The following is a 24,397-nucleotide window of genomic DNA, read 5'->3' as shown; positions in this document are numbered from 1 at the left end:
CTTAATGCGATTATTGGAACGATGCCCTCACCTGCAACAATTTCGATATCACTCACATCATACGGGGCGTCAGAAAGAAAAGATTCCTTTCCAGGGAATATCTGAGGTTTATCTTGGATTTGCTCTTTTTCTAAATTTTCAACCTTTTTCCCGAGCAACGCCATAATTGACAGCTCATCGGCCTCCCGCACGCAAGCAAATCCAAAGAACTTTAGTTCCATAGAATCGGCGATCTCCAAGCTTGAGTATCCACCGAGAATATGACATTCGTAAATTTCGAACTCGTTAAGGTCTTTTATTAGGTCATCGTATTTATGATTTGTTTCGGGAAGGGTTAAGTAGTCGAGAACAAAATTGAAGTTTACACTAAAGTGGTTTTCACTAAGTAAATTTAGGACGAGACATTCTTCGTCAGGTTCGACAAAGGCACCAAGTATATTGAAGGAACTTGGTTGGTTTATACCCTCACCATGAAAAATTCTATTGTTGTATTCAGCCAAGAAATTTCTGAGATATTGATCTACGTAGATTCCCGGCCCGTTCATTCTGTTAGCTTCCGCAATGTGTACGGCCTTCTGGCTCGATTTACTGATTTCTTTGCGCAATTTTGAATCATTGGTGCGGGCTTGTTTCATTGCGGAAATAATTGGCTTAGCGCTGGAGTTGTCAGGACGTATTGCAACGCTGAAGCTATATCGTGCCAACCGTTCAGCTCTTACTTTTGCTTTGTCACTTGGTTCCATCATTTCGTGGTGTATAGTACATATTTATAAACATGATGAATTGTTTTTTGCGCCTTCGATGAAAGTTCACCGATTCCGCCGATCTCCTCACAACCCCAACTCCCGCGCAATCATCGCATCACTAAAATAAGCCCGCTCGCACACAATCCGGTCCGTCCCCGGCGCAAATTCAAAGCTCGCGGCCATCCGCACCCGAAAGGCTTTGCCGGTTGGCTCGATCACCCGCTCGCCGATGGTCAGCGGGCCGAGATGGGTGCCGGTGAGCCAGAATTCGACCAGCACGACATGCTCGCCCGCCGCGCCGATCGCGATCACTTCATTGGCCTGGTCGGGAAAGGGCGTGCGCGACATCGCGAAATATTTGCGCACCGCTTCCTCGCCGTCGAATATCGTGCCATTGCCGTATAATTCATAGCGCGGATGCTGAAACGTATCGATCACCGCATCCCATTCATGGGTGATCTCCAGCGCCATATGATCGCGTACGACCTTCAGCCGCGATTGTTCCAGGTCGGTCATTTTTCTCTCTCCCGTTTTTTGTTTGGGAGGGTTTCGCGCAGCGGCGAGGGGAATGCAATTGGATTTGTGGGGGCGGGGGCGGAGCACTCGTCATCCTGAACTCGTTTCAGGACCTCCCTCGATTGCGCGCTTGCCTTGCGGGGTCCTGAAATAAATTCAGGATGACGAAGGAGATGGCGCCACATCCAAGCGACGTTCAGCTTGACATTTTTCAAAATAGTCATATATAAGTGACAATGTATCGGATCGAACAATCGGTCGAATTTGAGGGCTGCTAGACAGGCTGCGCGACCCAATGGCGAAGGCCAAAATCGCAGTGCGATTGGTTCGGGTAGGGGCCGGATTGCTGGGTGACTGGAAATCACTTGGCGACGGTGTGAGCGAGCTGCGGATTCCATATGGGCCGGGTTATCGCTTATATTATACAATGCGGGGCCAGACGGTGGTTTTCCTGCTCTACGGCAGCGACAAGAAGGGACAGGCAAAGGCGATAGAAAAAGCCAAGGAGATGGCGAAACAGATTTGAAGCAGGGACTTAATCCCTGTTTTGGCAACACAGGACATATATAAATGACCAAATTGCAAACCACGCCCTTTGATGCGGCGAAATATATTACAGAGCCAGGCCATGTTATCGAATTGCTCAACGATGCGCTGGAAAGTGGCGATGCGGGCTATATCGCCAATGCACTCGGCGTTGTCGCCCGCAGCGAAGGCATGACCATGATCGCCGAGAAATCGGGTGTGAAACGGCAGGCGCTCTATCGTTCGCTTAGCGAGGATGGCAATCCGACCCTGGAGACTCTGCTCGGCGTGCTCGGCGCGATGAATTTGCAGCTTGCGGTAAAGGAAAGTGACGCGAAGGCTGCTTAGAAAAACCTCGTCATCCTGAGCCACCATCACTCCTCATTTTGTAACCATCACTCGTCATCCTGAACTTGTTTCAGGACCCCGTCCGGCAAGCGCGCAATCTGGAGGGGTCCTGAAATAAATTCAGGATGACGAAAAGGCGGTTCAGATCACAAGGCCCCCCACCAAAAAACCGCTTTCCTACACCGCCCCCAATATGCCCTAATCCCGCCCATGACCGACTCCCGCCCCGACCCCCGCAGCCATATTGTCCAGCAGCGCGCTGTTTCGCGTGTCCCGGCTTTCACGCCGGTGCCGCTGCGCGCGCGGAAAGACGGGTGGACGCCGGTCCGGCAGGCGGAATTCCTCGGGCTGCTCGCCGAAACCCGCTGCATCAAGCGCGCCGCAGAGCGGCTCGGGATGAGCCGTGACAGCGCCTACCAGCTGCGCCGCAAACCCGGCGCGGAGGAATTTGTCGCTGCCTGGGACGCGATATTGGGCGTGCCGGGAAGCCGGAAGCCAAAGATTACACTAGAGACGCTTTTCCAGCGGATCAGGCAGGGCCGCTACCAGCCGATATTGCGCGGCGGGCGCTATGTCGGAACGATCAGAAAACCCGACAATTCTGCGCTTCTGACGGTACTCGGACGGCTTGACCGGCTGATTCCGCCGGAGGAAGATCTGGAGGCGGAGAGCAAAGATTACAGAAAATAAAACCGCGTGTTTGTGTAAAGTTCGCCGCGTAATTTGCCATCGCGGTGCAACAGGCGTAATCATTGACGCACTCGCGGGTCGCTACGGGAGAAAAATCATGATTGGACGCTACAGCTTTTTGCAAGTCGCCCTGGTTTTGTTCGGAGTGATATTCTGTCTTGTCTATCCGCTGGCGCTGGTCTGGCCGGCAGGCTGGAAATGGCACGAAGGGCCGCCCGCCGCTTCGCAATATTATATGATGATCGTCGGGGTTTACGCGACGCTCGGCATATTCCTGATCCGCGCCGCCGCCAATCCCGCGGCCCATCGCTCGCTGATCTGGTTCACCATCTGGTCGAGCCTGGTCCACGCCGCGATCATGGCGGTGCAGTCGATGCAGGATGCGGAACATATCGGCCATATGCTCGGCGACGTTCCGGCGCTGTTGCTGGTCGCGGTGGTGCTGACCCTGCTGATGCCAAAGGCTGACACGGACGATCTGGTGATCCAGAGCAAGGGATAATAGCAGGAGGCAGGTTTTTGCAGGAAGTGATTACCGCGACGCTCTGGTTCGCCGCCATTTCGGTCGGCATCATGGCAGGGGTTTATTTCACCTTCTCGGCCTTCGTGCTGCAGGCGCTCGACGCGGCGGGGCGACCGGTCGGCATGGCGGCGATGCAGTCGATCAACCGGATCATCCTGAAATCCCTGTTCCTGCCTTTATTCTTCGCTAGCAGTCTCGCCTGCCTGTTGCTCGCGGTCTTCGGAGTGATGCAGTGGGGCTCGCCGGGCGCATGGCAGATGGTGACCGGCGGGGCGCTCTATCTGGTCGGGATGCTGGTGGTGACGGCGGCCGCCAATGTCCCGCTCAACAATGCGCTGGAGGCGACGGACGCCGCCGGGCCGGACGCCGGGCCGATGTGGCGCCGCTATATGCAGCGCTGGCTGCCGTGGAACCACGTCCGGACGCTGAGCTGCACCGCCTCGCTGGTGCTGCTGATCAGTGCGATTGCCGTACGATGACCATTGTCATCCGCCCCGAACGGCCCGCCGATCAGGGCGAGATCCACGACATCACCAAACGCGCCTTTGCGCCGATGGAATATGCCGGCGGCGACGAGCAGGATCTGATCGAGCGGTTCCGCGATGCCGGGGCGCTGGCCATCTCTCTGGTGGCCGAGCGGGACGGGGTCGTGGTGGGGCAGGTGACTTTTACCAAAGCCTTTGCCGCTGACGGCTCGCCGGGCTGGTACACGCTCGGCCCGGTGGCCGTGGAGCCGGATTTGCAGGGGCAGCATATCGGCAGCCAGCTGATCGAAGCGGGCATCGCCATGCTGCGCGAACGTAACGCCGCAGGCTGCGTGCTGACCGGCGACCCCGCCTATTACAGCCGCTTCGGCTTCCGTCTGTTTCCCGATCTCTGCCCCGATGGCGAGCCCGCCGCTTATTATCAGATATTGCCCTTGCAGGTGGCCAGGCCAGACAGCGTGGTCGCCTTCCATCCGCTCTTCTACGGATCAGAATGATCCGGGAAGCTCGCGCTGGGCCGGGGTCGGTTGCGCCGGCATCAGCAGCTCGCGGGGCAGGGTCAGGGACGCGGCTTCGCGCTGTCCGGCAATCGTACCGGCTCCCGCGCTGCTGATCGGGGTGCAGGCTGCGCCGGAGAGAAAGCCGAGGGCGCGGGCCATCGACGCTTCGGCGGGATCGCCGAGCGGCAGGGTGATATCGTCGGCGGCCTGACAGCTATTGGTAAGAGAGCTGGCCAGACCACTGAAATAATTGGCATTGCCGTCGGCATTCTCGGTGGCAAAGGCGATGATCCGGATCCGGTCGTCGCAGGCGCTGCGGTCGAGGCCGATCTGGCCGACCGGCTTACCGTAGGTGTTGCTGCCGACCAGCGCCATATTGGCGTCGTGATAGGGGATCATCGCGTTGATCACCAGCTCGCTGGCCGAAGCCGAGCCGCCGGTGGTGATGAAGGCGATGCGGGTCGGGGCGATCGACTGGGCCTGGGTCTGGAAATTGCGGGTCTCGTTGTTCGCCGCCTTGCTGGTGCGGAAGCGGGTAACGCCCTGGACCTGGTTGGTAAAACGGTCGCGGCCGAGCAGATCGGCGAACAGCTGGGCGGTGCGTACCAGTCCGCCGCCGTTATATCGCAGGTCGATGACCAGCTCGGTCACGCCGGCGTTGCGGAACTGCAGGAACGCGGCACGCAACTGCGGCTCGGCGCTGTCGATGAAGGTGCGCAGGTTGACATAGCCGGTCATGGTTCCGCCATTGTCGATGATCTGCACGCCATAGCGCGGCGAGACCGGCTGGATGTCATAGTCGGCCTTGCTGACCGTGGTCGTGGTCTCGACGCCCGCTGCGTTGCGGAAGCGCAGCACCCGGCTGGTGCCCGCTGTCGACGGCCCGAGCGCGTCGCTGACCGCCGCAGCGCCGCCCTGGGCAAAGAGCGCGGTGACGGTCTGCAGATTGGCGCTGCTGGTGCCGATCGCCAGTAGCTCGGTGCCGCGATCCAGTCCGGCGGCGAGGGCAGGCGCGCCTTCATAGGCGTCGAGAACGAAGACACGGGACGACGGGCTGTCGTAGCTCAGGCGGATGCCGAAACCGGCGGTCGCGCCGGAAGCGTAGAAGGCATCCTCCTCGGCGATCGAGGTGATATAGGTGAAATAGCGGTCCCGTCCCTGACCGCGCGCGGTGGCGGTAAGGGCGTCGATATAGCTTTGCACGGAGCCATAAGGCGCCGGGCTCAGGCTGGCGGGCAGGGTCTCGGGGAAGAGATACCATTCGTTGATCTGGTCAAACGCCCAGTTCTGACGGTTTTGCAGGGAGCAGGTCGTGCTGCCCGGCGTTGGTGTCGGTGTGGACCCGCCACCCCCCGAAGGCAGACTGACCGTGTTGCTGCTACCACCGCCACCTCCACAGGAGGAGAGCAGTGCTGCCAGAGCCAATATCGAACCGGATTTCCGCAATGCCATGCTGCCCCCTTCGCCAGACTGGACGAAAATCGGGTCCGACAATCAGAACCCGACAGGCGCAACCCTGATTGCCTTGGCGACAATTGTCCACACAGAAAAAATCCGCCGACATTGCTGCCGACGGATAGTTTTTTCCTCCCCAGGAAAACTTGTTGGATCAGGTGCCCGCCGAGGGGTCAGAGGGACACCTGATCTCTGAGTGATTTAACCGAACTGGTTCATCGTGTTGTGCGCACCACCGGCTTTCAGCGCTGCGTCACCAGCGAAATATTCCTTGTGGTCATCACCAATGTCGCTGCCCGACATATTCTGGTGTTTGACACAAGCGATACCTTCGCGGATTTCCTTGCGCTGCACGCCGAGAACGTAGCCCAGCATGCCAGCGTCGCCGAAATATTCCTTGGCCAGATTATCGGTCGACAGAGCGGCTGTGTGATAGGTCGGCAAAGTGATCAGGTGATGGAAGATACCAGCGCGTTTCGATCCATCGGCCTGGAAAGTGCGGATACGCTTGTCAGCCGCTTCGCCCAGTTCGGTGTCATCATATTTCGCGTCCATCAGATCGTCGCGGTCATATTCCGACACGTCCAGTCCTTCGGCCTTCATTGCATCATAGACCTGCTGGCGGAAGTTCAGCGTCCAGTTGAACGAAGGCGAATTGTTGTAAACCAGCTTCGCATTCGGAACGACTTCGCGCACCCGGTCCATCATGCCGGCAATCTGCTCGACGTGAGGTTTTTCGGTCTCGATCCAGAGCAGATCGGCGCCGTTTTGCAGCGATGTGATGCTGTCGAGAACGCAGCGGTCTTCGCCGGTGCCTGGTTTGAACTGGAACAGGTTGGATGGCAGACGTTTCGGACGCATCAGCTTGCCATCGCGGTTGATGATGACGTCGCCGTTCTTCGCGGTGGCCGGATCAATTTCTTCGCAATCGAGGAAGCTGTTATACTGGTCGCCGAGATCGCCGGGTTCGTTGGAAACCGCAATCTGCTTGGTCAGGCCAGCGCCGAGCGAGTCGGTGCGGGTGACGATGATGCCGTCGGTTACGCCCAGTTCGAGGAAGGCATAGCGGCAGGCACGGATTTTCGCGATGAAATCTTCATGTGGCACGGTAACCTTGCCGTCCTGGTGACCGCATTGCTTTTCGTCGGAAACCTGATTTTCGATCTGCAAAGCACAGGCGCCCGCTTCGATCATTTTCTTGGCGAGCAAATAGGTTGCTTCGGCGTTACCGAAACCGGCATCGATGTCGGCGATGATCGGAACAACATGGGTCTGGAAATTCTCGACCTTGTCCATGGCCGCTTTTTCAGCTGCGCTGTCACCGGCGTCGCGCGCCGCATCAATGTCGCGGAACAACAGGTTCAACTCACGAGCATCTGCTTGACGCAAGAAGGTGTAAAGTTCTTCGATCAGCGCTGGCACCGAAGTTTTTTCGTGCATCGACTGGTCGGGCAGAGGACCGAACTCGCTGCGCAATGCTGCGACCATCCAGCCGGACAGATACAGGTAACGGCGTTTGGTGCTGCCGAAATGCTTCTTGATCGAAATCATCTTCTGCTGCGCGATGAAACCGTGCCAGCAACCCAGAGACTGGGTATATTTGGAACTGTCGGCATCATAGGCCGCCATATCTTCGCGCATGATCGCCGCAGTATATTTGGCAATGTCGAGGCCGGTCTTGAACCGGTTTTGCAACTGCATACGGGCAACGGATTCGGCATCAATGCCGGTCCATGTGCCGTTCTGGTTGTTGATCAGGTTGTTGGCGGAACTTTTGAAATCTTGATAGGACATGATATTCTTCCTTAAACTGGGGAGGCGGTTATACATTATGCTGTAAAAATATTTTCAGCGTCTAAGAAGACATTTGGCTGATTATATGGGAATACGCCAGAAACTATTGTCATATTATGAGTCGTGATGTCTGAAAAACCGGACGTTTTTATGTAAATATGTAAATTTATTTACATGTTCAAGTGAATGAACAACTGTATCTGTAATTGTAGCCAATGTTCGCGCTTAGCCGCTTGGACGATATCAAGATCATGCGGCCATATATTACAGGCATTCCCCAGCGCGATAAACGCTATCGGTTCCACATGCTGATATATTCGCCGTCTTCACTCTGGACGATTCTTCGAGCGCTCAGCGAGGTTTAGCTCAGTGCCGGTATAATCCATGCCAATGACATCACAACAATCGCAAGCAGCAAAGAGGCTGCCAGAACAATCCTGACATTATGAGTCGCTCGCGGTATGTTGCTTGCCTCACGCTCGGTAACTTCGATCTGATCGCCATGCCGTTCCATGATATGCTCCTTCACTGTCCGCAAAATAGCAAAAGTCATGATAGCATAAATACCGGCCTTTGGGCAGGCCTACGGCTGCTTTGATCGAAAGGGCCAGTTGATAACGTCGCCGGCTATTAGTGCCCACCAGATAAATATCGGCTGAAACGCAAGGCGTGGGGCGTGGTAGAGCCAGCTCGCTGTCTCCCCGCCGATTGCGATATTGTTCACCGCATGGTTGATGTTCGCCGGATAGACGCACAGCGCGTACAGTGCGAGGCCGATGCCTGCTGCATGGCGAATGTGCGGGATCATGCGGGGCGGGATCAGTAGCCCGATCGCGCCTGCGATTTCCGCGATCCCGGTCCACAGGATGACCTGTTCGGGATAGGGTACCCAATCCGGGGTTATCTGGAGAAATCCGACGGGGGAGCGGATATGCATGATTCCCGCGAACAGGTAGATCAGTGCCAGCAGGATCCGGAAAAAGCGCTTCGCCCGCCCACTTTTTCGATTGGCTTGTACCACTTATCGGCGGCCCATCCGGGCGACCACAGTGACGAAGAAAGCCGTGGACCAGCCCAGCAGAATAAACCCATTGAGACCTTCTACAGCGGCAATCATCTGCCATTTGACGTCCAGGCCTTCACTATTATAGCCAGTGGTCGAATAGGTGATGGTGGAAAAATAAATGGCTTGTTCGAAAGTGGGAATGGCATCCACTATCCGGTAGACGATTGCATATGCCCAGATTTCGATGCCATGGAGTATGAAAAGACCGAATACCAAGGCAAGGGTAACGACAATCCCGTGCGGCGACATTGGATGAATATGCTCGGCTGCCTCTTCGCGTGCTTCTATCCGGAGAAAACGCCCGAGGCCGAAGATGCCGACGCCGTGGATAAGCACGGTCAACAGAACCATGAATCCGCCGACGGCCAGTTCAGCGAACATGTGGTGCTAGCTTCCCCACGGTGCCGGCGGAACGGGAACAGGGGAAGACAGGTCAAATTCGACCCTGAAATGGCGCCCGTCGACGGTTTCCGGACGGCGAAGCTCGTATGCGAATTTGGCATCGGTCTGGCCCGGCGGGCTGATTTCGACGGCCCAGACATTTTTTACCGACTGATCGAGCCCATTGGCCTTGAACGAAGCGATCGATTCGGCGTCCACCGGGAATTCCTGCCGGTCCGCTGTGCCGTCGCTGGCGGTATCTCCGCCATAGTTGGTAACATCGTCGAGACTGCCGTCTTCATGCCGGTGGCGGTGCTTCAGGCGCAATCCCTGTTCAGTGCGGGTGATAAACCATGTCCGCGAACGGTCCCATGTTTTAGGACCCTCGGCGATATGGAAAGGGATCTGGATCTCGTTCAGATCGCAGGACGCCGCATGCATGATCATCGGCTTGCCTACCATATCGGCGTCGGGTTCTTGCTCGGATACCAATATCCCGGCATATGCCTTGCCACAGAGCAGACTCATTCGTTCGAAAAACAGGTCCTGCGGAGATGGTTCCGGCGGCCCGTCCGGCGATGAATCGCAGGATGCGAGCGGGATACAGAGAAGAATTGCTGCTGTGCAGGCCAGAATTGATTTGTTCATGGAAGCTATTGCTACACAATTTCTGCGGGCCGTGAAACCATCGAAATTCATCTGATTGCTTATTATGTAATAGGATGCTATAGGCACGAAAGCTAATAAATCGCGTTACGACGAAATCATGGTTTCGCAACCCCTAAGGTCGCATACTCTTTTTCCCATTTCTCGAAGTTGGCCAATCCCGTCCGGTTCTGCATTTTGCTAGATCGGGCATAATTAAGTTATGAATAGGAATAAGACTATGCCTACAGGCACCGTAAAATTTTTCAACACCGACAAGGGCTATGGTTTCATCGCTCCTGAAGATGGTGGCGATGACAGCTTCGTGCACATCACAGCAGTTCAGGCTGCCGGAATGCAGTCGCTCGAAAAAGAACAGCGTTTGACATATGATGTTGAAACCGGAAATAACGGCAAGAAAGCCGCTGTAAACTTGCAGCAGGCTTAAGCCTAACACCGAATACGGGAAAGGGCGGGAGTGCACGGCACTCCCGCCCTTTTTTTGTCATAAAAAGGCTGCTCGCCTAGCTCCAGTCGAACGCAAGGCTGCCACGATTATACAGTCCGGCGAGTAGCACCACTATCTCATCCGATTCTAGCCATGCCGAATCGATAACAAATTGGTCTTGCGCGCAAAGCATCTCCGCCAACGGGATCTCGTCCCCGGTACATGGAAAAGATTCCCCGTCGACAAATAGCAACAGCTTGTCCGCACTTTCACGGATGAAGGAAAAGCGGCTGGCGGGATTGCGGAGCAGGGGATGGTCGGCATTCAATAAGCCGCGCAGATGGTCTGTCTCGATCGGTTCTTCGGGACGCCAGTCGGTTTCCGGATATTTCGGCGTGCTGCTATATTCACCAAACCATTTTGCAAAGTCGTTGCGATCGGCAAGTTTCTCGGTGACCATGGCGTGCAGCCGGTCGATAGCGGTGGCGGGTATTTCTCCAGGATTTGACTGGTGCGCCAAATCCGGATCGCAATAGCGGTCATCATCGGTCATTTCTGGCAGCAGGTCGTCGCACCAGCTGCCAATCAATTCCTTTCTCGATGGCGATCGAAACCCGATGCTGTAGGTCATGCAATTCTTGCCAACCGCCACTCCGTTGTGGGCGATCCCGGGCGGGATATAGAGCATGTCTCCGGGATCGAGAATCCATTCTTCCGCCGTCTCAAACTCGGCGAGCAACAGCAAGTCTTCGTGCGAACGCAGGGCAGTTTGGTCGTCGCACATGCCGCCGATTTGCCATCGGCGCCGGCCGAGGCCCTGTATCAGGAACACATCATAATGATCAAAATGCGGACCCACTCCGCCGCCATCGCTGGCAAAGCTGACCATAACATCATCGATCCGCCAGTTCGGGATGAAGCGAAACGGCTCAATCAGCGCCGCCACATCGGCCACATGCTGATCGACCGCCTGAACCAGCAAGGTCCAGGGAGACTTGCCCAACTCGCCAAAACGGGTCTCGGGCAAAGGGCCATGTTCGGCGTTCCAGTCATCGCTCGATTGCGTGATCAGCCGCGACTCTACATGATCCTCACATGCCAGGCCGGCAAGCTCGTCGGGTGACAGCGGATTGCGCCATGATTGCCAGGGATTTTTAATCAGCAGCGGTCGTTTCTGCCAGTAATCGCGCAGGAAAGCGGTGGTATCGAAATTATTGAATTGCATCTGTATCCGCTACACAATCTCGGGCTGGAACGGTAGTGATACCGCTAAAAACTATTGGTAAGCGCGCATCTTTGCCGGCTCCGGCTTTGTTGCGTTGCTCATTCTGCTTCGGGCTGCCAAAGAGGCATATGACAAAACTGATCCTCTTCAATAAACCGTTCGGTGTGTTGCCGCAATTCACCGATCGCGGGAGCGAAACCAAGCGTGCGACTCTGTCGGACTATATCGACCTGCCAGGCGTTTACCCGGCTGGCCGGCTTGATCGGGATAGCGAAGGACTGATGATGCTTACCGGCGATGGTAAATTGCAGGCACGGATTTCGGACCCCAAATATAAAATGCCGAAAGCCTATCTTGTGCAGGTCGAGGGGGAGGTCAGCGATGAAAGTCTCGCCATGTTGCAAAAAGGCGTTGAATTGAAGGATGGTTTGACTCGGCCTGCTGAAGTGGAACGTCTCGAAGAACCGGACCTTTGGCCGCGCGATCCTCCGATCCGGGTGCGCAAGAGCATACCCGATTGCTGGCTCAAACTGACCATCAGTGAAGGCCGGAACCGGCAGGTACGCCGAATGACAGCGGCGGCCGGTCACCCCACGTTGCGACTGGTGCGCTGGAGCATTGGCGACTGGAATCTTGAGGGTTTGCAGCCCGGACAATGGCGGGCCGACGAATAGGCGGTATGCGCTCGCCCGGATTTTCGATAGACAAGACGATCGAGAGAGGGGCTAAAATATGAAAAAAACGATCCGTATCATTCTGCTGCTGCTGGTTTTGCTGGGGGCGGCTTTTTTCATTTTCCGGACCCCCGACACCGATCGCGCAGAGATGATCGCCAAATATGGCAACGAAGCTTCCCGCTTCGTCGACGACGGCCATGGCACCAAAGTCCACTATCGCGATGAAGGCAACAAGGACGGTCCGGCGCTTCTCCTGATCCACGGCTCGAACAGCTTGTTGCAGACATGGGAGCCGCTGGTGGGGCTGCTCGGTGACAAATATCACCTGATTTCACTCGACCTTTACGGACATGGCCTGACCGGTCCCAATCCGAATGGCGCTTATGATGCTGACTCCAATATAGCGGCGGCGGTTCGGGTGCTCGATAAAGTGGGCGTCGATAAAGCCTATTGGGTAGGGAACAGCATGGGCGGCTGGGTGACCTGGCGTGCCGGTTTATCGGTACCGGAGCGTATCTTGGGACTCGTTATGATTGACGCTGCTGGAGCGCAGGTCCAGCAAAAGGGACAGCCTTATCTGGGCGCCAGACTGGCCCGCTCAGCGGTCGGACAAATGCTGCTACCGGAAATCACACCGCGCTTTCTGGTCAAATCCTCACTGGAGGAAAATTTTGCACAGCCTGAACGGCTGACCGAAGAACTGGTCGACCGCTATTGGGAATTGTTGCGCTTTCCCGGCAATCGCAAAGCGGCAGTGGATCGAGCGACGACGCCACGACAACCGGAAAAATGGGGAGATGTTGGCACGTTAAAAATGCCGGTGCTGCTGCTCTGGGGAGAGAAAGACAAAGTTATCCCTCTCGCCCACGGACGTGCCTTCGCTGAAGCGATCCCTGGCAGCAAGTTGATCACTTATGCCGATGCCGGGCATCTTCCGATGGAGGAAACGCCCGAGCAGGTCGCTCGGGATATCGATGGGTGGATTGAAGGATTAGCGACAGAATCGGTCGCGTTGAGCGAGGAGTGACGCCGGTTTCTTGCTATTCATTCCAGTAAGCATTCATCGGCAGATTGATATCCGGAAGGCTCCAGTCGATCGGGGCCAGTCCATTCCGCTCGAGAAAACCGTTGGCCTTGCTGAAATGCTTGCATCCGAAAAACCCGTGATAGGCCGACAGAGGCGACGGGTGAGGGGCTTTTAGCACCAGATGATGCCCACCCTGTTCGATGCTTTTGACGAAAGCTGCCTTTTTTTGCGCATAGCTTCCCCATAGCAAAAACACGACAGGTTCAGGCTTCGCGGCAATCAGGCGTATGACCGCGTCGGTAAACTGCTCCCAGCCTTTGCCGCGGTGGGAGGCCGCATTGGCCATTTCGACGGTCAATACGCTGTTAAGCAGCAGCACGCCCTGCTGCGCCCAATGTTCGAGAAAACCGTGGGCAGGGCGGGGCAGGCCGAGATCGCTTTCCAGCTCTTTGTAGATATTGACCAGCGAAGGGGGCGGGCGAACGCCGGGTTGCACACTGAAACACAGGCCGTGGGCCTGTCCGGGACCGTGATAGGGGTCTTGCCCCAAGATTACGACGCGTACCTGGTCGAGGGCAGTGAGGTTGAGCGCACGATAATATTCCTCGCTCTTTGGGTAAATTTCTTTTCCTGCGGCTTTTTGGTGCAGCAGAAATTCACTCAAGGCAGTCATATAGTCGCTGGCAAATTCTCCGGCGAGAGGTTCTTTCCAGCTGTCGTCCAGTTTCACGCGGTCATCCATATCATGCTGATAGCAATGCCCACTCGATAGGCAAAGCAGGATCAACCCCGCTTGCCAGTTTCGCCTAGGGAGATTACCATCGCGTCCAAGCGCCATTAGAAAGCGCAAACGCAGAAGGAAAAGCTCTTCCCATGACCGACCGCAATATTCCCGTTATCTCTGCAACCGGCCTTTTCACGCCAACAGATAGCATCAGCAATGAAGAGCTGGTCGCCAGTTTCAACGCTTATGTCGATATGGCCAATCGTGAAAATGCGAAAGCTATCGCTGCGGGCGAAATGGAAGAATTGGCGCACAGTTCAGTGGAGTTTATCGAGAAAGCGTCGGGCATCAAGTCGCGCTTCGTGCTGTCCAAGGATCCGATCCTGGATCCGGAGGTGATGTGTCCCCGCTTTCCGGAACGGCCCAATGAGGAAATCTCGGTTCTTGCCGAAATTGGCGTGAAAGCAGCACTGCAGGCGCTGGAGCGGGTAGGGCGCAAGCCGGAAGATGTTGATGCGGTACTCTGCGCCTGCTCGAACATGCAGCGAGCCTATCCCGCGATCGCTGTCGAAATACAGGCCGCACTGGGAATGGAGGATGGCTTCGGTTTCGATATGAATGTCGCCTGTTCCTCCGCGACTTTCGGTATCCAGACGGCGGCTGACTATATCCGTTCGGGGAGCGCTAAATCGGTGCTGGTGATCAATCCGGAAATCTGTTCCGGCCATCTCAACTGGCGAGATCGGGACAGCCATTTCATCTTTGGCGACGTTGCTACTGCAATCCTCATCGAGTCCAAAGATATTGCTCCGGCGCAGCATTGGGAAATAGTCGGCACGAAACTCAAAACCCAGTTTTCCAACAATATCCGCAACAATTTCGGTTTCCTCAATCGCGCCAGTCCGGAAAGTCGCGACGACAAGGACAAGCTTTTTGTCCAGGAAGGGCGAAAGGTTTTCAAGGAAGTGGTGCCGATGGTTGCCAGGATGATCACCGAGCAGACCGAACGGCTCGGTATCGAAACGAGCGCCCTGCGCCGTCTCTGGCTGCATCAGGCCAATGCCGGTATGAACCGCCTGATCGCCCAGCGGGTACTCGGTCATGAGGCCAGCGATGACGAAAGCCCGACTGTCCTCGATACATATGCAAATACATCGTCGGCCGGATCGATCATCGCCTTTCACAAGCACAGTGAAGATCTGGCCGACGGCGACATCGGACTGATCTGTTCGTTCGGCGCAGGCTATTCAGCGGGAACGGTTTTTGTGCGCAAGGTTGCGTGATCAGGGTGATGTAACATGACGATGACAGGCCAGTGCCTATGCGGCGGGGTAAGCTACTCGATCGAGGGAGACCTCCAGATGTGCGGGGTCTGTCATTGCAAAAACTGCCAGCGGCAAGCGGGCAGTTCCTATTCCGTACTTTTCGCGGTGGCAGACGAACAGATCGAGATCATCGGCGACCTCACCACCTATGACGATCATGCCGAGAGCGGCAATGTCGTCCATCGCCATTTCTGCGGTACCTGTGGTACGCCAGTGAAAACTTCGCTGCCGACCCAGCCTGGCATGACTTACATCAAAGCGGGAACGCTGGACGATACAAGCGTGCTGCATCCGCAAATCCATTTCTGGACGGGCAGCAAACAATCGTGGGTCGAGATTGATCCGAAAGTCCCGCAGATGGAAGGCAATCCCGGATGATGATGACGCAGAAAATAGCCGCGGCGATTATAACCTTCACGATGCTCGCCGGCTGTGTTGATTCCACTGGGCAGGGCGATTCGGATGAAGCGGAAGCCAGCTCGCAGCCTTCACCGGTCATCCTTCAGGCGGATGGCATCGCTCAGGGGGAGGGCTTTGATCTTCCCTATGGCACAAAAAAGTCAGAAGTGATCGCTATGCTGGAACGTTTCGGTCGGGTTGACCAGAGTAACAATGAGGAATGCGGCGCCGGGCCGATGGATTTTGTCTCCTCTTCAGCAACTGGACTGACGCTCAATTTTCAGGAAGGTCAGCTGGTTGGCTGGTTCTTCGATGGTGACGGGAAATTGGCACGTACGGCTCAAGATATCACCGTCGGATCGACCCGCTCCGATCTTGAAGCCGCTCTTCCGATAGAAATGCAAACCGACAGTACGCTCGGTATCGAATTTTTTTCCGGTTCCGGGGAAAACGGATTTATCGCCGGCTTTCTCTCGGACGAAAGCAAGAATGCGACCGTCGAGAGCCTCTATTCGGGCACCAACTGCTTTTTTCGCTAACCATTTGAGGTTACGATTTCGGGGGATAATATGATCAGTTTACGGGCGCGCTTCCTGTTTTTCATTATCCGCATTTCGGGATTGAAAAACTATCTACTCAAACCCGGCAACGCGGAGAAATATGTTGCACGAGATCATGCGCGCGGTCCGGCATTGCCCGTTCGCTGGTTGCGCAAACATTGCGATATAGAGAAATCCGAAATCAACGGGCAGCCGTTATATCATCTGGGCCCGAAGAAAAGTGGCAGTTCGCTGCATATATTCTATCTGCATGGCGGCGGCTATGCGTTCAACATAGTTTCGCTTCACTGGCATTTTATCAAAAAGTTGGTCCGCAAAACCGGAGCAAGCGTCACGGTCCCGATCTACCCGCTATCGCCGGAAAACAAGTGGGACAGAAGCTATGCCATGGTGATGGAGGCATTTGAACAGGCTGTTTCCCGACACGGTGCAGAGAATATAGTGGTAATGGGCGACAGCGCGGGCGGCGGCTTTGCGCTTGGACTGTCGCAGATGCTGCGCAATGCGAACAAGCCTTTGCCCGGCAAACTGGTGCTGCTCAGTCCCTATCTGGATCAAACTGCTGCTGATCCGGCGCAGGAAGAACTGGAAAAGACCGACGTTCTGATTTCTATTGAAGGTGTACGTCGCCTCGGTAGCTGGTGGATGCGCGAGGGTGAAGACCCGGCGATGTTTCCCGCTAGCCCGTTGTTCGAGACGGTTGATCGATTGCCGCCGATGCTGGTTTTTGCCGGAAGCGATGAAATGTTGCTTGCGGACTCTTTGCGGCTGAAACGAAAAGCTGATGAAAACGGCGCGGAGGTTGAACTGAAAATCTATGATCGCATGCAGCATGTCTGGATGCTGTTGCCCATTCCGGAAGCGAAAACGGCTTTGGGCGAGATTGTCGAATTCCTACTCGCCCCGAAAGTTTAGTTCGAGAAGTACGCCATTGGGCTCGGTGAAAAACAGCTGTTTCAGCTGGATCGACGGGATGTCGTTGAGCCGATAGTCGACCCCGTGGGCCTCGAGCCGAGCGCTGAACGCCTGATGGTCGCTGCAATCCAGAGCCACATGATGGATCGCGCCGGTCGTCGGCCCGGTCTCTGTTTCACGGCGATAGGCCTGCCGCATCTCTTTGGAATTGATATGAAAAATCGCGCGACCACTATCGTCATGAAGCCACTGGACATGTTCGGGTGGCAGTGGTTCAGGGCCGTCTCGCACATCGAGATCGAACAACTCGACAAAGAAGCGCACGGTCCCTTCCAGATCGTCGGTGATGATATTCACATGATCGAGTGCGTTGAGTTTCATTCTATCCCTTCAACTTGCGGCCTCGTTCGATGATGGCAAGCCGCCGGTTCTCGACTTCGTCCATCGAGACCCCGGCGTTATAGGGTACCGATATTTCGTGCTCATAAGCCATGCCGTCCTTAAGGTTGCGGTCAAAGCCGGTCATGATCAGATCCTTGTAAACCTTCAGGAAGTTGCGGTCGATGGTCGTCATGTCGCGTGCCAGAGTCAATGCGGCCGGCATCAGTTCGTCCGGCTGATAGACGTGATTGACGAGGCCCCAATCGCAAGCGGTCTGAGCGTCGAGAAACTGTCCGGTGAAACTAAGTTCACAGGCGCGGGACAAACCGATGAAACGCGACAGTTTCTGCGACAGGCCCCATCCTGGCGTGATGCCGACCCGCGCGTGGGTGTCGGCGAAGCGTGCGTTAGTCGACGCGATACGGATATCGCACGCCAGCGCCAGTTCGAAACCACCGGTGATAGCAACCCCGTTGATCGCGCCGATCACCGGTATCGGCATTTCGGTCAGAGCAAAAACCGGATTGCTACTCTCATCGCGATCATTGGCCGGACCAAGGCCGGATTCGCCCAGTTCCTTTAGATCAAGGCCAGCGGTAAACGCGCGTTCTCCCGATCCGGTAACGATCAGAGCATGGACGCTGTTATCGTTTCTCACGTCCTTACAGGCGGCACATAATTCCACGCGCAATGCCTTGGACAGCGCGTTCATCGCCTCCGGTCGGTTGAGGGTGATGGTTGCGACACCATCTACTTTGTCCAGCAATACCAAGGTCATCAGTCGTCATCTCCCGCTTCATATTTCCCGGCGATCTGCGCGCCCATTGCCGCGGTCATCGCGAAAGCCTGTTCAGGGTCACTCTGTCGCAACAGTGCGATTTGTTGTTCCATTCCTTCGGCGATGAGAAGTTCTGGAACATTATTGGCGACAGCATCCAGAATCTGACGCGCACATTCAGCCGGTTCCATGCCGTTGTCGATAGCGGCATCGGACTTGCCGCGGCGTTCGCCCTCTCTGGTCAGCGCATTGCGCGATACATTTGTGCGGATCGATCCCGGCAGGATATTGGTAACGTGGATATTGTGCAGTTTTTCGACCTCGGCCCGCAGAGCATCCATATAGCCGATCAGTCCATGCTTGGCGGCGCAATAGGCGGTGCGCAGGGGCACGCCGACACGCCCGGCTACAGAGCTGATCCCGACAATATGACCGCCGCCCGCCGCGATCATGTGCGGCAGCAACAGCTGGGTCAGCCAGATCGGTGCCAGCAGGTCAACGTTGATGATCGTGCTGTGGACCTCGGGATGGGTGTCGAGCGCCAGACTGCGCTGGCTGATCCCGGCATTGTTGACGAGAATGTCGACCTTGCCTTTCCAGCTCCGCGCTTCCTCGACCTTTGTGGGCAGAGCGGCGTAATCGGTCGTTTCAAATGGGAGAATCAGCGTGTCGGTCGCGATATCAGCAGCCACCTGCTCCAGCGCATCGGTCCGGCGTCCGGAAAGGATTATGTGGGCGCCCGCTTCGGCAAAGGCCTTTGCAAGTGCTTCGCCAATTCCGGATGATGCCCCGGTGATCCAGACGGTTTTATCGGCAAATGTCATGAGAAGACTCCCTGTTCTATCGCTTTGGATTTCTTCCAGCCAACATAACATAATGCCAGCATGATAATATTGCCCACTGCGTCGAGTAGGCCAACGCTGGTGAATACCGGATCGTGGAAGGTGAAATAATAATTGAAGGCGAAAAAGGGCAGCAGGGCGATTCCGTAGACCAGAAAGGTCAGCGAAGAGAAGCGCGAGAAGGCCGCGAACAGCCCTGATAACAAAGCCTGCGCGCCGAAACAGGCGATTGAGAAGGGGAGCAGGCGCCCACCATCGCGATATTCCGCGAGGAACACCGTATCAATTACATGTTGTGGGAAGAATGTCGCCCACCCGCCAAGCAGGAAGAACACCAGCGCAATGAAAAACTGTATGCGCTTCGGTGTCATGGGCTATTCCTGCTGTTTAAGCGCTTTTGCTCAACTTCGGTGCATCGTCACCAAGGTCTTCGAACCAGGCTTCAACCTCGCCGTTGAGCTTGATCAGCAGGGGATTGCCCTTGCGATCCATGGTCTTGCCCGCCTGAACCTTAACCCAGCCCTCGGAAACGCTATATTCTTCGATATTATGCTTGCGATCACCGCGAAAATTGATCCCGATGCCGCGTGAGAGCAACTCGCCGCCATAATGCGGGCTGCGCGGGTTGATGGCCAGATGGTCCGGTGGAACGTCCTTGCCGGATGCGGCGCTGTTGGCGGGTTCGGATTGTTTGTCTTCGGTCATGATCGATACTCGTTTTCTGATGTTGGGGGCGCTTTGCCATAATCATCGCAAAAATCAAACAGATGTTGTCAGGAGAGCGTCGGTATGAGACCGGCTAGCGAAAGACGTCACCAACATTTCTCGCCATCTTGGGATCCCTGCCATATTGATTGTCGCCCTTTTTGCCTTCGATGCACATGAAGATCAAAATTACGATGCCGGGCAGGGTGAGGATCAGGGTCCCGACATATAGCAATATTCCCACGATGCCGGAAATATTCTGGTCGTGAAAGCGCCTGACTATGACGGCCGCGTTGGGGATCAGCATGCCGAGCCAGAACAAGCCCCACAATGCCAATATGACAAGAAGCGGAATCAGATAGTCTGTTCCATCTATCTTCGGAATTGTGTCACCGGCGGAAACTATTTCGTCAGGTCCGATCATCGCAACCATGACCATCAGAGCGAAAAAAGCGATGTTCACGAGGAACTGGAACAGAAAGAACATCCAATATTCCTTTCTCCGTGAGCGTCCGGAGAAATCCGCATAGCGTTTCAGCGGCAAAAGCATCCATTCCATGTCTTTTACTCCAAGGCCGCAACAGGTCCGAGCTTACGGGAATGAGCCACATTATCAAGTCGCGTCCGAAGAGATAGGAATATGATGCAACCGTTTGGACGAGGAGGGCATTTATATCGTTGAAAATCCGGCATTCGAGTGCCGCAAATCCGGCTCCCGTGTCTTTAATATCACACTGCCGCATATTCCTTTTCGCGATGGAACCAAACGCGCTGCCACGCGCTTGATGGGTCTCTTAATTGTTAGAGTAAAAAGAGGAGTATATTATGTCCCCCACCAAACGCGCACTTAGCGTGGCCACAGTGCTGACAGCGATGATTGCTGTTCCTGCGCAAGCTCAGGAAATTGATAACAAGGAATTCGACGGCTTCTATGTCGGCGGTTCGTTCGGATTGGGTGCGCAATCCAATGACAGGGATGAAGGCGTCACATTTGATACCGACCGCGATGGCAGCTTTGATAATGTTGTCCGCACCGTATCCGGTGCCGATGCATTCTCGCCGGGCTTCTGCAACGGGGCTGCGAACGGCAATGCGCCAACTGCGGGCTGCCGGAATGACAAGGATGATATGGATTATTACATCCGGGCCGGAGCGGACAAGCAATATGGCAATTTCGTCGTCGGTTTTCTGGTCGATGCCGGCCGTAGTGAGTCCACAGATAGCGTGACCGCGTTCAGTACCACGCCTGCCTCATATACGTTCACACGCCAGCTTGACTATGCACTCGGCGCTCGTGGTCGGGTCGGTTACACTCCAGGTGGCGTGCTGTTTTACGCAACCGGCGGTGTCTCCTATGCCAAAATCGACAATAGTTTCACCACTACCAACGGTGCCAACAGTTTTACCGATAACGGAAAAACCGAAAGCTTCGGATGGACTGCAGGCGGCGGTGCAGAAGCCAAGGTGACCAACAACATCACCATGGGTCTCGAATATCTGTACACCCAATATACTGACGACGACTATGTAGTGAATGTCGGGCCGGGAACTGCGGGCGCAACAAACCCGTTTCTTTTGGCCTCCGGCGGAACCGATATGAAACGAAGCGATCCGAATTTCGATCAGCACAGCATCCGGCTGACAGCGGCACTCCGCTTCTGATCGCAATCGTAACAGGACAAGAAAAAGGCGGCCTCATCGGCCGCCTTTTTTTTTAACTGCTGCTGTTTTAAGCCGCCGCTGCCTGCCGTGAAGCTTTCTTGCGATCGTTCGGATCGAGATAGCGTTTGCGCAGACGGATGTTCTTTGGCGTGACCTCGACCAGTTCATCATTGTCGATATAGGCGATTGCCTGTTCCAGCGTCATCACCTTCGGTGTGGTCAGGCGTATGGCGTCTTCCTTGCCCGAAACGCGGAAGTTGGTCAGCGCCTTGGATTTCATCGGATTGACATCGAGATCGCCGGGCTTGGCATTTTCGCCGATGATCATGCCTTCGTAAACCGGCGTTTGCGCGCCGATGAACAATACGCCGCGTTCTTCGAGCATGTTCAAGGCATAAGCAGCAGTGTTGCCGGTGCCGTTCGAAACCAGAACGCCAACCGGGCGCCCTTCGATAACGCCTTTATATTCGCCATATTTTTCGAACAGACGGTTCATCAGGCCGGTGCCGCGCGTGTCGGACAGAAATTCACCATGATAACCGATCAAACCGCGTGACGGTGCGGAGAAGGTCAGGCGGGTCTTGCCGGCGCCGGAGGGGCGCTGTTCGGTCAGTTCCGCTTTGCGGCGCTGCATCTTGGAAACGACCGTGCTGGAATATTCCTCGTCAACGTCGATAACCACGGTTTCATAGGGTTCCTCGCGTTTGCCGCCTTCTTCGCGATAAAGAACGCGGGGACGCGAAATGCCAAGTTCAAAGCCTTCGCGGCGCATCGTTTCGATGAGAACGCCCAATTGCAATTCGCCACGACCTGCGACGTCAAAGCTGTCCTTGTCGTCGCTCTCGGTTACCTTGATCGCAACATTGGATTCGGCTTCGCGGAACAGGCGTTCGCGGATCACCCGGCTGGTGACCTTGTCGCCTTCGCGACCAGCGACGGGACTGTCGTTTACCGCAAAACGCATCGACAGCGTTGGTGGATCGATCGGTTGGGCTGCGATCGGTTCGGTGACTGATATATCGCAAATCGTGTTGGAAACAGTCGCTTTTGTAAGGCCGGCAAGAGAGATAATGTCGCCCGCCTTGGCGCTTTCTACGGGAACGCGCTCGAGACCGTTAAAGGCCATGATCTTTGTCGCGCGGCCGGCTTCAACCACCTTGCCATCCATATCGATTGCGTGGATCGGCATGTTGATGTCGATTCTTCCGCTTTCGACCTTGCCGGTCAAAATGCGGCCAACGAAATTGTCGCGGTCGAGCAACGTAACGAGAAACTTGAATTCGGCATCCGGATCGACATCAGGCTCCGGCACATGTTCGATAATCTTGTCGAAAAGTGCCGAAAGGTCGCCATCGCGTACGTCCGGGGTTTCACCGGCATAACCGTTGCGACCGCTGGCGAAGAGCGACGGGAAATCTAGCTGCTCGTCATTGGCGTCAAGGTTGACGAAGAGGTCGAACACTTCGTCGAGGACTTCTTCCGCGCGACCGTCGGGACGGTCAATCTTGTTGACGACGACAATCGGCTTCAACCCAAGGGCCAATGCCTTGCCGGTCACGAATTTTGTTTGTGGCATCGCGCCTTCGGCACTGTCGACCAGAAGGATCACGCCGTCGACCATCGACAGGATGCGTTCCACTTCGCCACCAAAGTCGGCATGGCCCGGGGTATCGACAATATTGATCCGTGTGCCTTTCCATTCGACACTGGTGCATTTTGCGAGAATCGTAATGCCGCGTTCTTTTTCAAGATCGTTCGAATCCATCGCCCGTTCCTCGACACGTTCATTGTCGCGGAAAGTGCCGGATTGGCGGAAAAGCTGGTCAACCAGAGTTGTTTTGCCGTGATCAACGTGCGCAATGATTGCGATATTGCGAAGGGACATATATAGATTCTACCGTATGATTGAGGAAGGGGCGGCCATAAGCACAGCCCCGCTATCGTCGCGCCCTTAGCCTGTTTGGTGCTGCACCGCAACATCAGAAAGCTTGCTAAATCGTTCTTAGCGATCCATTTGGCGCTAACACCATGCAAACCCTTCGTCTCATCCTCACCGATAAATTCATCTGGCTGCTCAGCGGAGCGGTGCTGTTGGCGACTTTGCTGCCCGTACAGGGTCTGGTAAAAGATATTGCAGGGATTTTATTCAACGCCGGGATTTTTGCGGTATTTCTGCTTCACGGCATCCGTTTGGAGCGGCATGAAGTGAAGGCAGGGCTCGGCAATATCCGCCTGCAGGGGACGATATTCGTCTGGGTATTTGGCGTGATGCTGGGGATCGGGCTAATATTGTCGAAGGCGGTCGATCAGCTTCTGCCTGCCGACATAGTGCTCGGATTTCTGTTCCTGGGGGTGTTGCCCTCTACGGTGCAATCCGCGACCAGCTATTGCGCGATCGCCAAAGGCAATGTCGCAGCGTCGGTTGTTGCCAGCGCCTTCATCAACCTAGTCGGTGTATTTTTATCGCCGCTACTCTTCGCTCTGCTGGCAAGCGCAGCCGGAGTTGAGATCACGTCCGACACAATCATCAAGCTTGCCGCGATATTGCTATTGCCATTTGTTCTAGGCCAGTCCTTCCAGAAATGGCTGCGGCCGTGGGTGATGTCGCACAAGGATATTACAGGCTGGATCGACCGGGGGGCGATTGCGCTGGCGGTCTATGTGTCATTCTCCGCTGCGATTATCGCCGGAATGTGGAGCCGGGTCAGCGGCACCGAATTTGTCTGGCTGGCTGCTGCCTTGCTGCTTTGGCTGGGGCTGGCCTTTGGCGGGACTTGGTTGCTCGGCGGCCTGATGGGTTTTGCCCGCGGCGACCGCAAGACGTTGCTGTTCTCCGGCGCGCAGAAAAGCGTTGCGATTGGCGCTCCGCTGGCGGCGATCATTTTTGCACCCGAGCGCGCTGGGCTAGTGATATTGCCGCTGATTTTCTATCATCTGGCGCAATTGTTCCTGTCGGCACCAATTGCGGTGCGACTGGCCGGGGATGAGGGTTAGCGGACATCATCCGTTCGTCCTGAGCCTGTCGAAGGACATCTCAAGACAATAGGCACACTTC

32 protein-coding genes are annotated in these 24,397 nt (G+C 55.6%); 15 read left to right on the top strand and 17 right to left on the bottom strand.

Annotation, left to right across the window (positions count from 1 at the left end; translation table 11 throughout):
- Both AACZ86_RS07995 and AACZ86_RS07990 read right to left on the bottom strand, forming a co-directional pair.
- A partial coding sequence (locus AACZ86_RS07995) for a hypothetical protein (RefSeq protein WP_339691156.1) occupies nucleotides 1-746 on the bottom strand: 746 nt, incomplete at its 3' end.
- Nucleotides 747-830: 84 nt separating this feature from the next.
- Nucleotides 831-1,262 carry a nuclear transport factor 2 family protein gene (locus AACZ86_RS07990; RefSeq protein ID WP_339691155.1) on the bottom strand — a complete coding sequence of 144 codons (432 nt, stop codon included), beginning with the start codon at nucleotides 1,260-1,262 and terminating at the stop codon, nucleotides 831-833.
- 271 nt (nucleotides 1,263-1,533) lie between these two features.
- Between AACZ86_RS07990 and AACZ86_RS07985 the strand changes: the two genes are divergently transcribed.
- The 6 genes from AACZ86_RS07985 (at nucleotide 1,534) to AACZ86_RS07960 (ending at nucleotide 4,330) form a co-directional block, all read left to right on the top strand.
- Nucleotides 1,534-1,788 (top strand): type II toxin-antitoxin system RelE/ParE family toxin, encoded by a 255-nt coding sequence (locus AACZ86_RS07985; RefSeq protein ID WP_339691172.1) that lies wholly within the window; start codon nucleotides 1,534-1,536, stop codon nucleotides 1,786-1,788.
- A gap of 44 nt (nucleotides 1,789-1,832) precedes the next feature.
- Nucleotides 1,833-2,135 carry an addiction module antidote protein gene (locus tag AACZ86_RS07980; protein ID WP_339691153.1) on the top strand — a complete coding sequence of 101 codons (303 nt, stop codon included), beginning with the start codon at nucleotides 1,833-1,835 and terminating at the stop codon, nucleotides 2,133-2,135.
- Between the two features lie 210 nt (nucleotides 2,136-2,345).
- The gene (locus tag AACZ86_RS07975; RefSeq protein ID WP_339691151.1) at nucleotides 2,346-2,825 is read left to right on the top strand and encodes a hypothetical protein; all 480 of its coding nucleotides are present in this window, start codon (nucleotides 2,346-2,348) and stop codon (nucleotides 2,823-2,825) included.
- A gap of 97 nt (nucleotides 2,826-2,922) precedes the next feature.
- Nucleotides 2,923-3,327, top strand: a complete 405-nt coding sequence (locus AACZ86_RS07970; RefSeq protein ID WP_339691148.1) for a DUF6632 domain-containing protein — start codon at nucleotides 2,923-2,925, stop codon at nucleotides 3,325-3,327.
- A gap of 71 nt (nucleotides 3,328-3,398) precedes the next feature.
- The gene (locus tag AACZ86_RS07965; protein ID WP_339691145.1) at nucleotides 3,399-3,827 is read left to right on the top strand and encodes an anthrone oxygenase family protein; all 429 of its coding nucleotides are present in this window, start codon (nucleotides 3,399-3,401) and stop codon (nucleotides 3,825-3,827) included.
- Nucleotides 3,824-4,330, top strand: a complete 507-nt coding sequence (locus tag AACZ86_RS07960; protein WP_339691143.1) for an N-acetyltransferase — start codon at nucleotides 3,824-3,826, stop codon at nucleotides 4,328-4,330. The genes AACZ86_RS07965 and AACZ86_RS07960 overlap by 4 nt, the downstream gene beginning before the upstream one ends.
- On the opposite strand, the gene AACZ86_RS07955 is transcribed toward AACZ86_RS07960, so the two are convergent.
- From AACZ86_RS07955 to AACZ86_RS07930, 6 genes are all read right to left on the bottom strand, one after another.
- Complete coding sequence (locus AACZ86_RS07955) at nucleotides 4,322-5,785, bottom strand: S41 family peptidase (protein WP_339691140.1); 1,464 nt, start codon at nucleotides 5,783-5,785, stop codon at nucleotides 4,322-4,324. The genes AACZ86_RS07960 and AACZ86_RS07955 overlap by 9 nt on opposite strands.
- A gap of 204 nt (nucleotides 5,786-5,989) precedes the next feature.
- Nucleotides 5,990-7,582: an isocitrate lyase gene (locus AACZ86_RS07950; protein WP_339691138.1), complete on the bottom strand. Its 1,593-nt coding sequence runs from the start codon at nucleotides 7,580-7,582 to the stop codon at nucleotides 5,990-5,992.
- 361 nt (nucleotides 7,583-7,943) lie between these two features.
- Entirely contained in the window at nucleotides 7,944-8,135 is a 192-nt protein-coding gene (locus AACZ86_RS07945) for a hypothetical protein (RefSeq protein WP_339691136.1), read from the bottom strand.
- A gap of 30 nt (nucleotides 8,136-8,165) precedes the next feature.
- Complete coding sequence (locus AACZ86_RS07940; protein ID WP_339691133.1) at nucleotides 8,166-8,603, bottom strand: DoxX family protein; 438 nt, start codon at nucleotides 8,601-8,603, stop codon at nucleotides 8,166-8,168.
- A complete protein-coding gene (locus AACZ86_RS07935) occupies nucleotides 8,604-9,029 on the bottom strand; it encodes an ion channel (protein ID WP_339691131.1) in 426 nt (141 codons plus the stop codon). It abuts the gene before it with no gap.
- 6 nt (nucleotides 9,030-9,035) lie between these two features.
- Nucleotides 9,036-9,677: a hypothetical protein gene (locus AACZ86_RS07930; protein WP_339691129.1), complete on the bottom strand. Its 642-nt coding sequence runs from the start codon at nucleotides 9,675-9,677 to the stop codon at nucleotides 9,036-9,038.
- 238 nt (nucleotides 9,678-9,915) lie between these two features.
- Here AACZ86_RS07930 and AACZ86_RS07925 point away from each other — a divergent pair, with 238 nt between their 5' ends.
- Nucleotides 9,916-10,122, top strand: coding sequence for a cold-shock protein (locus tag AACZ86_RS07925; protein ID WP_067200226.1), 207 nt, complete (start codon nucleotides 9,916-9,918; stop codon nucleotides 10,120-10,122).
- Between the two features lie 76 nt (nucleotides 10,123-10,198).
- Here the strand turns inward: AACZ86_RS07925 and AACZ86_RS07920 are convergent, their stop codons facing one another.
- Nucleotides 10,199-11,347 (bottom strand): cupin domain-containing protein, encoded by a 1,149-nt coding sequence (locus AACZ86_RS07920; protein WP_339691119.1) that lies wholly within the window; start codon nucleotides 11,345-11,347, stop codon nucleotides 10,199-10,201.
- 128 nt (nucleotides 11,348-11,475) lie between these two features.
- On the opposite strand from AACZ86_RS07920, the gene AACZ86_RS07915 reads away from it, so the two are divergent.
- The gene (locus AACZ86_RS07915) at nucleotides 11,476-12,021 is read left to right on the top strand and encodes a pseudouridine synthase (RefSeq protein WP_339691117.1); all 546 of its coding nucleotides are present in this window, start codon (nucleotides 11,476-11,478) and stop codon (nucleotides 12,019-12,021) included.
- Nucleotides 12,022-12,079: 58 nt separating this feature from the next.
- Nucleotides 12,080-13,051, top strand: coding sequence for an alpha/beta hydrolase (locus AACZ86_RS07910; protein ID WP_339691114.1), 972 nt, complete (start codon nucleotides 12,080-12,082; stop codon nucleotides 13,049-13,051).
- A gap of 13 nt (nucleotides 13,052-13,064) precedes the next feature.
- On the opposite strand, the gene ung is transcribed toward AACZ86_RS07910, so the two are convergent.
- On the bottom strand, nucleotides 13,065-13,793 hold the full coding sequence (ung, locus tag AACZ86_RS07905; protein ID WP_339691113.1) for a uracil-DNA glycosylase: 729 nt from the start codon (nucleotides 13,791-13,793) through the stop codon (nucleotides 13,065-13,067).
- A 131-nt stretch (nucleotides 13,794-13,924) separates the two neighbouring features.
- Between ung and AACZ86_RS07900 the strand changes: the two genes are divergently transcribed.
- The 4 genes from AACZ86_RS07900 to AACZ86_RS07885 are packed head-to-tail and all read left to right on the top strand — an operon-like array spanning nucleotide 13,925 to nucleotide 16,974.
- The gene (locus tag AACZ86_RS07900; RefSeq protein WP_339691111.1) at nucleotides 13,925-15,058 is read left to right on the top strand and encodes a beta-ketoacyl-ACP synthase III; all 1,134 of its coding nucleotides are present in this window, start codon (nucleotides 13,925-13,927) and stop codon (nucleotides 15,056-15,058) included.
- A gap of 15 nt (nucleotides 15,059-15,073) precedes the next feature.
- Entirely contained in the window at nucleotides 15,074-15,478 is a 405-nt protein-coding gene (locus tag AACZ86_RS07895) for a GFA family protein (RefSeq protein ID WP_339691109.1), read from the top strand.
- Nucleotides 15,475-16,038 (top strand): aspartate-semialdehyde dehydrogenase, encoded by a 564-nt coding sequence (locus AACZ86_RS07890; protein ID WP_339691106.1) that lies wholly within the window; start codon nucleotides 15,475-15,477, stop codon nucleotides 16,036-16,038. Before AACZ86_RS07895 ends, AACZ86_RS07890 begins: the two co-directional genes overlap by 4 nt.
- A 30-nt stretch (nucleotides 16,039-16,068) precedes the next feature.
- Nucleotides 16,069-16,974 (top strand): alpha/beta hydrolase, encoded by a 906-nt coding sequence (locus AACZ86_RS07885; RefSeq protein ID WP_339691104.1) that lies wholly within the window; start codon nucleotides 16,069-16,071, stop codon nucleotides 16,972-16,974.
- On the opposite strand, the gene AACZ86_RS07880 is transcribed toward AACZ86_RS07885, so the two are convergent.
- The 6 genes from AACZ86_RS07880 to AACZ86_RS07855 all read right to left on the bottom strand — a co-directional run bounded on the left by AACZ86_RS07880 (nucleotide 16,954) and on the right by AACZ86_RS07855 (nucleotide 20,239).
- Nucleotides 16,954-17,355 carry a VOC family protein gene (locus tag AACZ86_RS07880; protein ID WP_339691102.1) on the bottom strand — a complete coding sequence of 134 codons (402 nt, stop codon included), beginning with the start codon at nucleotides 17,353-17,355 and terminating at the stop codon, nucleotides 16,954-16,956. The genes AACZ86_RS07885 and AACZ86_RS07880 overlap by 21 nt on opposite strands.
- A gap of 1 nt (nucleotide 17,356) precedes the next feature.
- Nucleotides 17,357-18,133: an enoyl-CoA hydratase gene (locus tag AACZ86_RS07875; RefSeq protein ID WP_339691100.1), complete on the bottom strand. Its 777-nt coding sequence runs from the start codon at nucleotides 18,131-18,133 to the stop codon at nucleotides 17,357-17,359.
- Nucleotides 18,133-18,957 carry an SDR family NAD(P)-dependent oxidoreductase gene (locus AACZ86_RS07870; protein ID WP_339691098.1) on the bottom strand — a complete coding sequence of 275 codons (825 nt, stop codon included), beginning with the start codon at nucleotides 18,955-18,957 and terminating at the stop codon, nucleotides 18,133-18,135. The genes AACZ86_RS07875 and AACZ86_RS07870 overlap by 1 nt, the downstream gene beginning before the upstream one ends.
- On the bottom strand, nucleotides 18,954-19,346 hold the full coding sequence (locus AACZ86_RS07865) for a hypothetical protein (protein ID WP_339691095.1): 393 nt from the start codon (nucleotides 19,344-19,346) through the stop codon (nucleotides 18,954-18,956). The genes AACZ86_RS07870 and AACZ86_RS07865 overlap by 4 nt, the downstream gene beginning before the upstream one ends.
- Nucleotides 19,347-19,362: 16 nt before the next feature.
- Nucleotides 19,363-19,680, bottom strand: a complete 318-nt coding sequence (locus AACZ86_RS07860) for a DUF3297 family protein (protein ID WP_339691093.1) — start codon at nucleotides 19,678-19,680, stop codon at nucleotides 19,363-19,365.
- Nucleotides 19,681-19,774: 94 nt separating this feature from the next.
- Complete coding sequence (locus tag AACZ86_RS07855; protein WP_339691092.1) at nucleotides 19,775-20,239, bottom strand: DUF805 domain-containing protein; 465 nt, start codon at nucleotides 20,237-20,239, stop codon at nucleotides 19,775-19,777.
- Between the two features lie 266 nt (nucleotides 20,240-20,505).
- On the opposite strand from AACZ86_RS07855, the gene AACZ86_RS07850 reads away from it, so the two are divergent.
- Entirely contained in the window at nucleotides 20,506-21,342 is an 837-nt protein-coding gene (locus AACZ86_RS07850; protein ID WP_339691090.1) for an outer membrane beta-barrel protein, read from the top strand.
- Between the two features lie 67 nt (nucleotides 21,343-21,409).
- On the opposite strand, the gene typA is transcribed toward AACZ86_RS07850, so the two are convergent.
- On the bottom strand, nucleotides 21,410-23,227 hold the full coding sequence (gene typA / locus AACZ86_RS07845) for a translational GTPase TypA (protein WP_339691088.1): 1,818 nt from the start codon (nucleotides 23,225-23,227) through the stop codon (nucleotides 21,410-21,412).
- A 143-nt stretch (nucleotides 23,228-23,370) separates the two neighbouring features.
- Between typA and AACZ86_RS07840 the strand changes: the two genes are divergently transcribed.
- Nucleotides 23,371-24,336 (top strand): bile acid:sodium symporter family protein, encoded by a 966-nt coding sequence (locus tag AACZ86_RS07840; protein ID WP_339691086.1) that lies wholly within the window; start codon nucleotides 23,371-23,373, stop codon nucleotides 24,334-24,336.
- Nucleotides 24,337-24,397 lie beyond the last annotated feature (61 nt).

Source organism: uncultured Parasphingorhabdus sp., assembly GCF_963975735.1.
Classification (GTDB): domain Bacteria; phylum Pseudomonadota; class Alphaproteobacteria; order Sphingomonadales; family Sphingomonadaceae; genus Parasphingorhabdus.
This window is presented reverse-complemented; position numbering and strand designations above follow the sequence as displayed.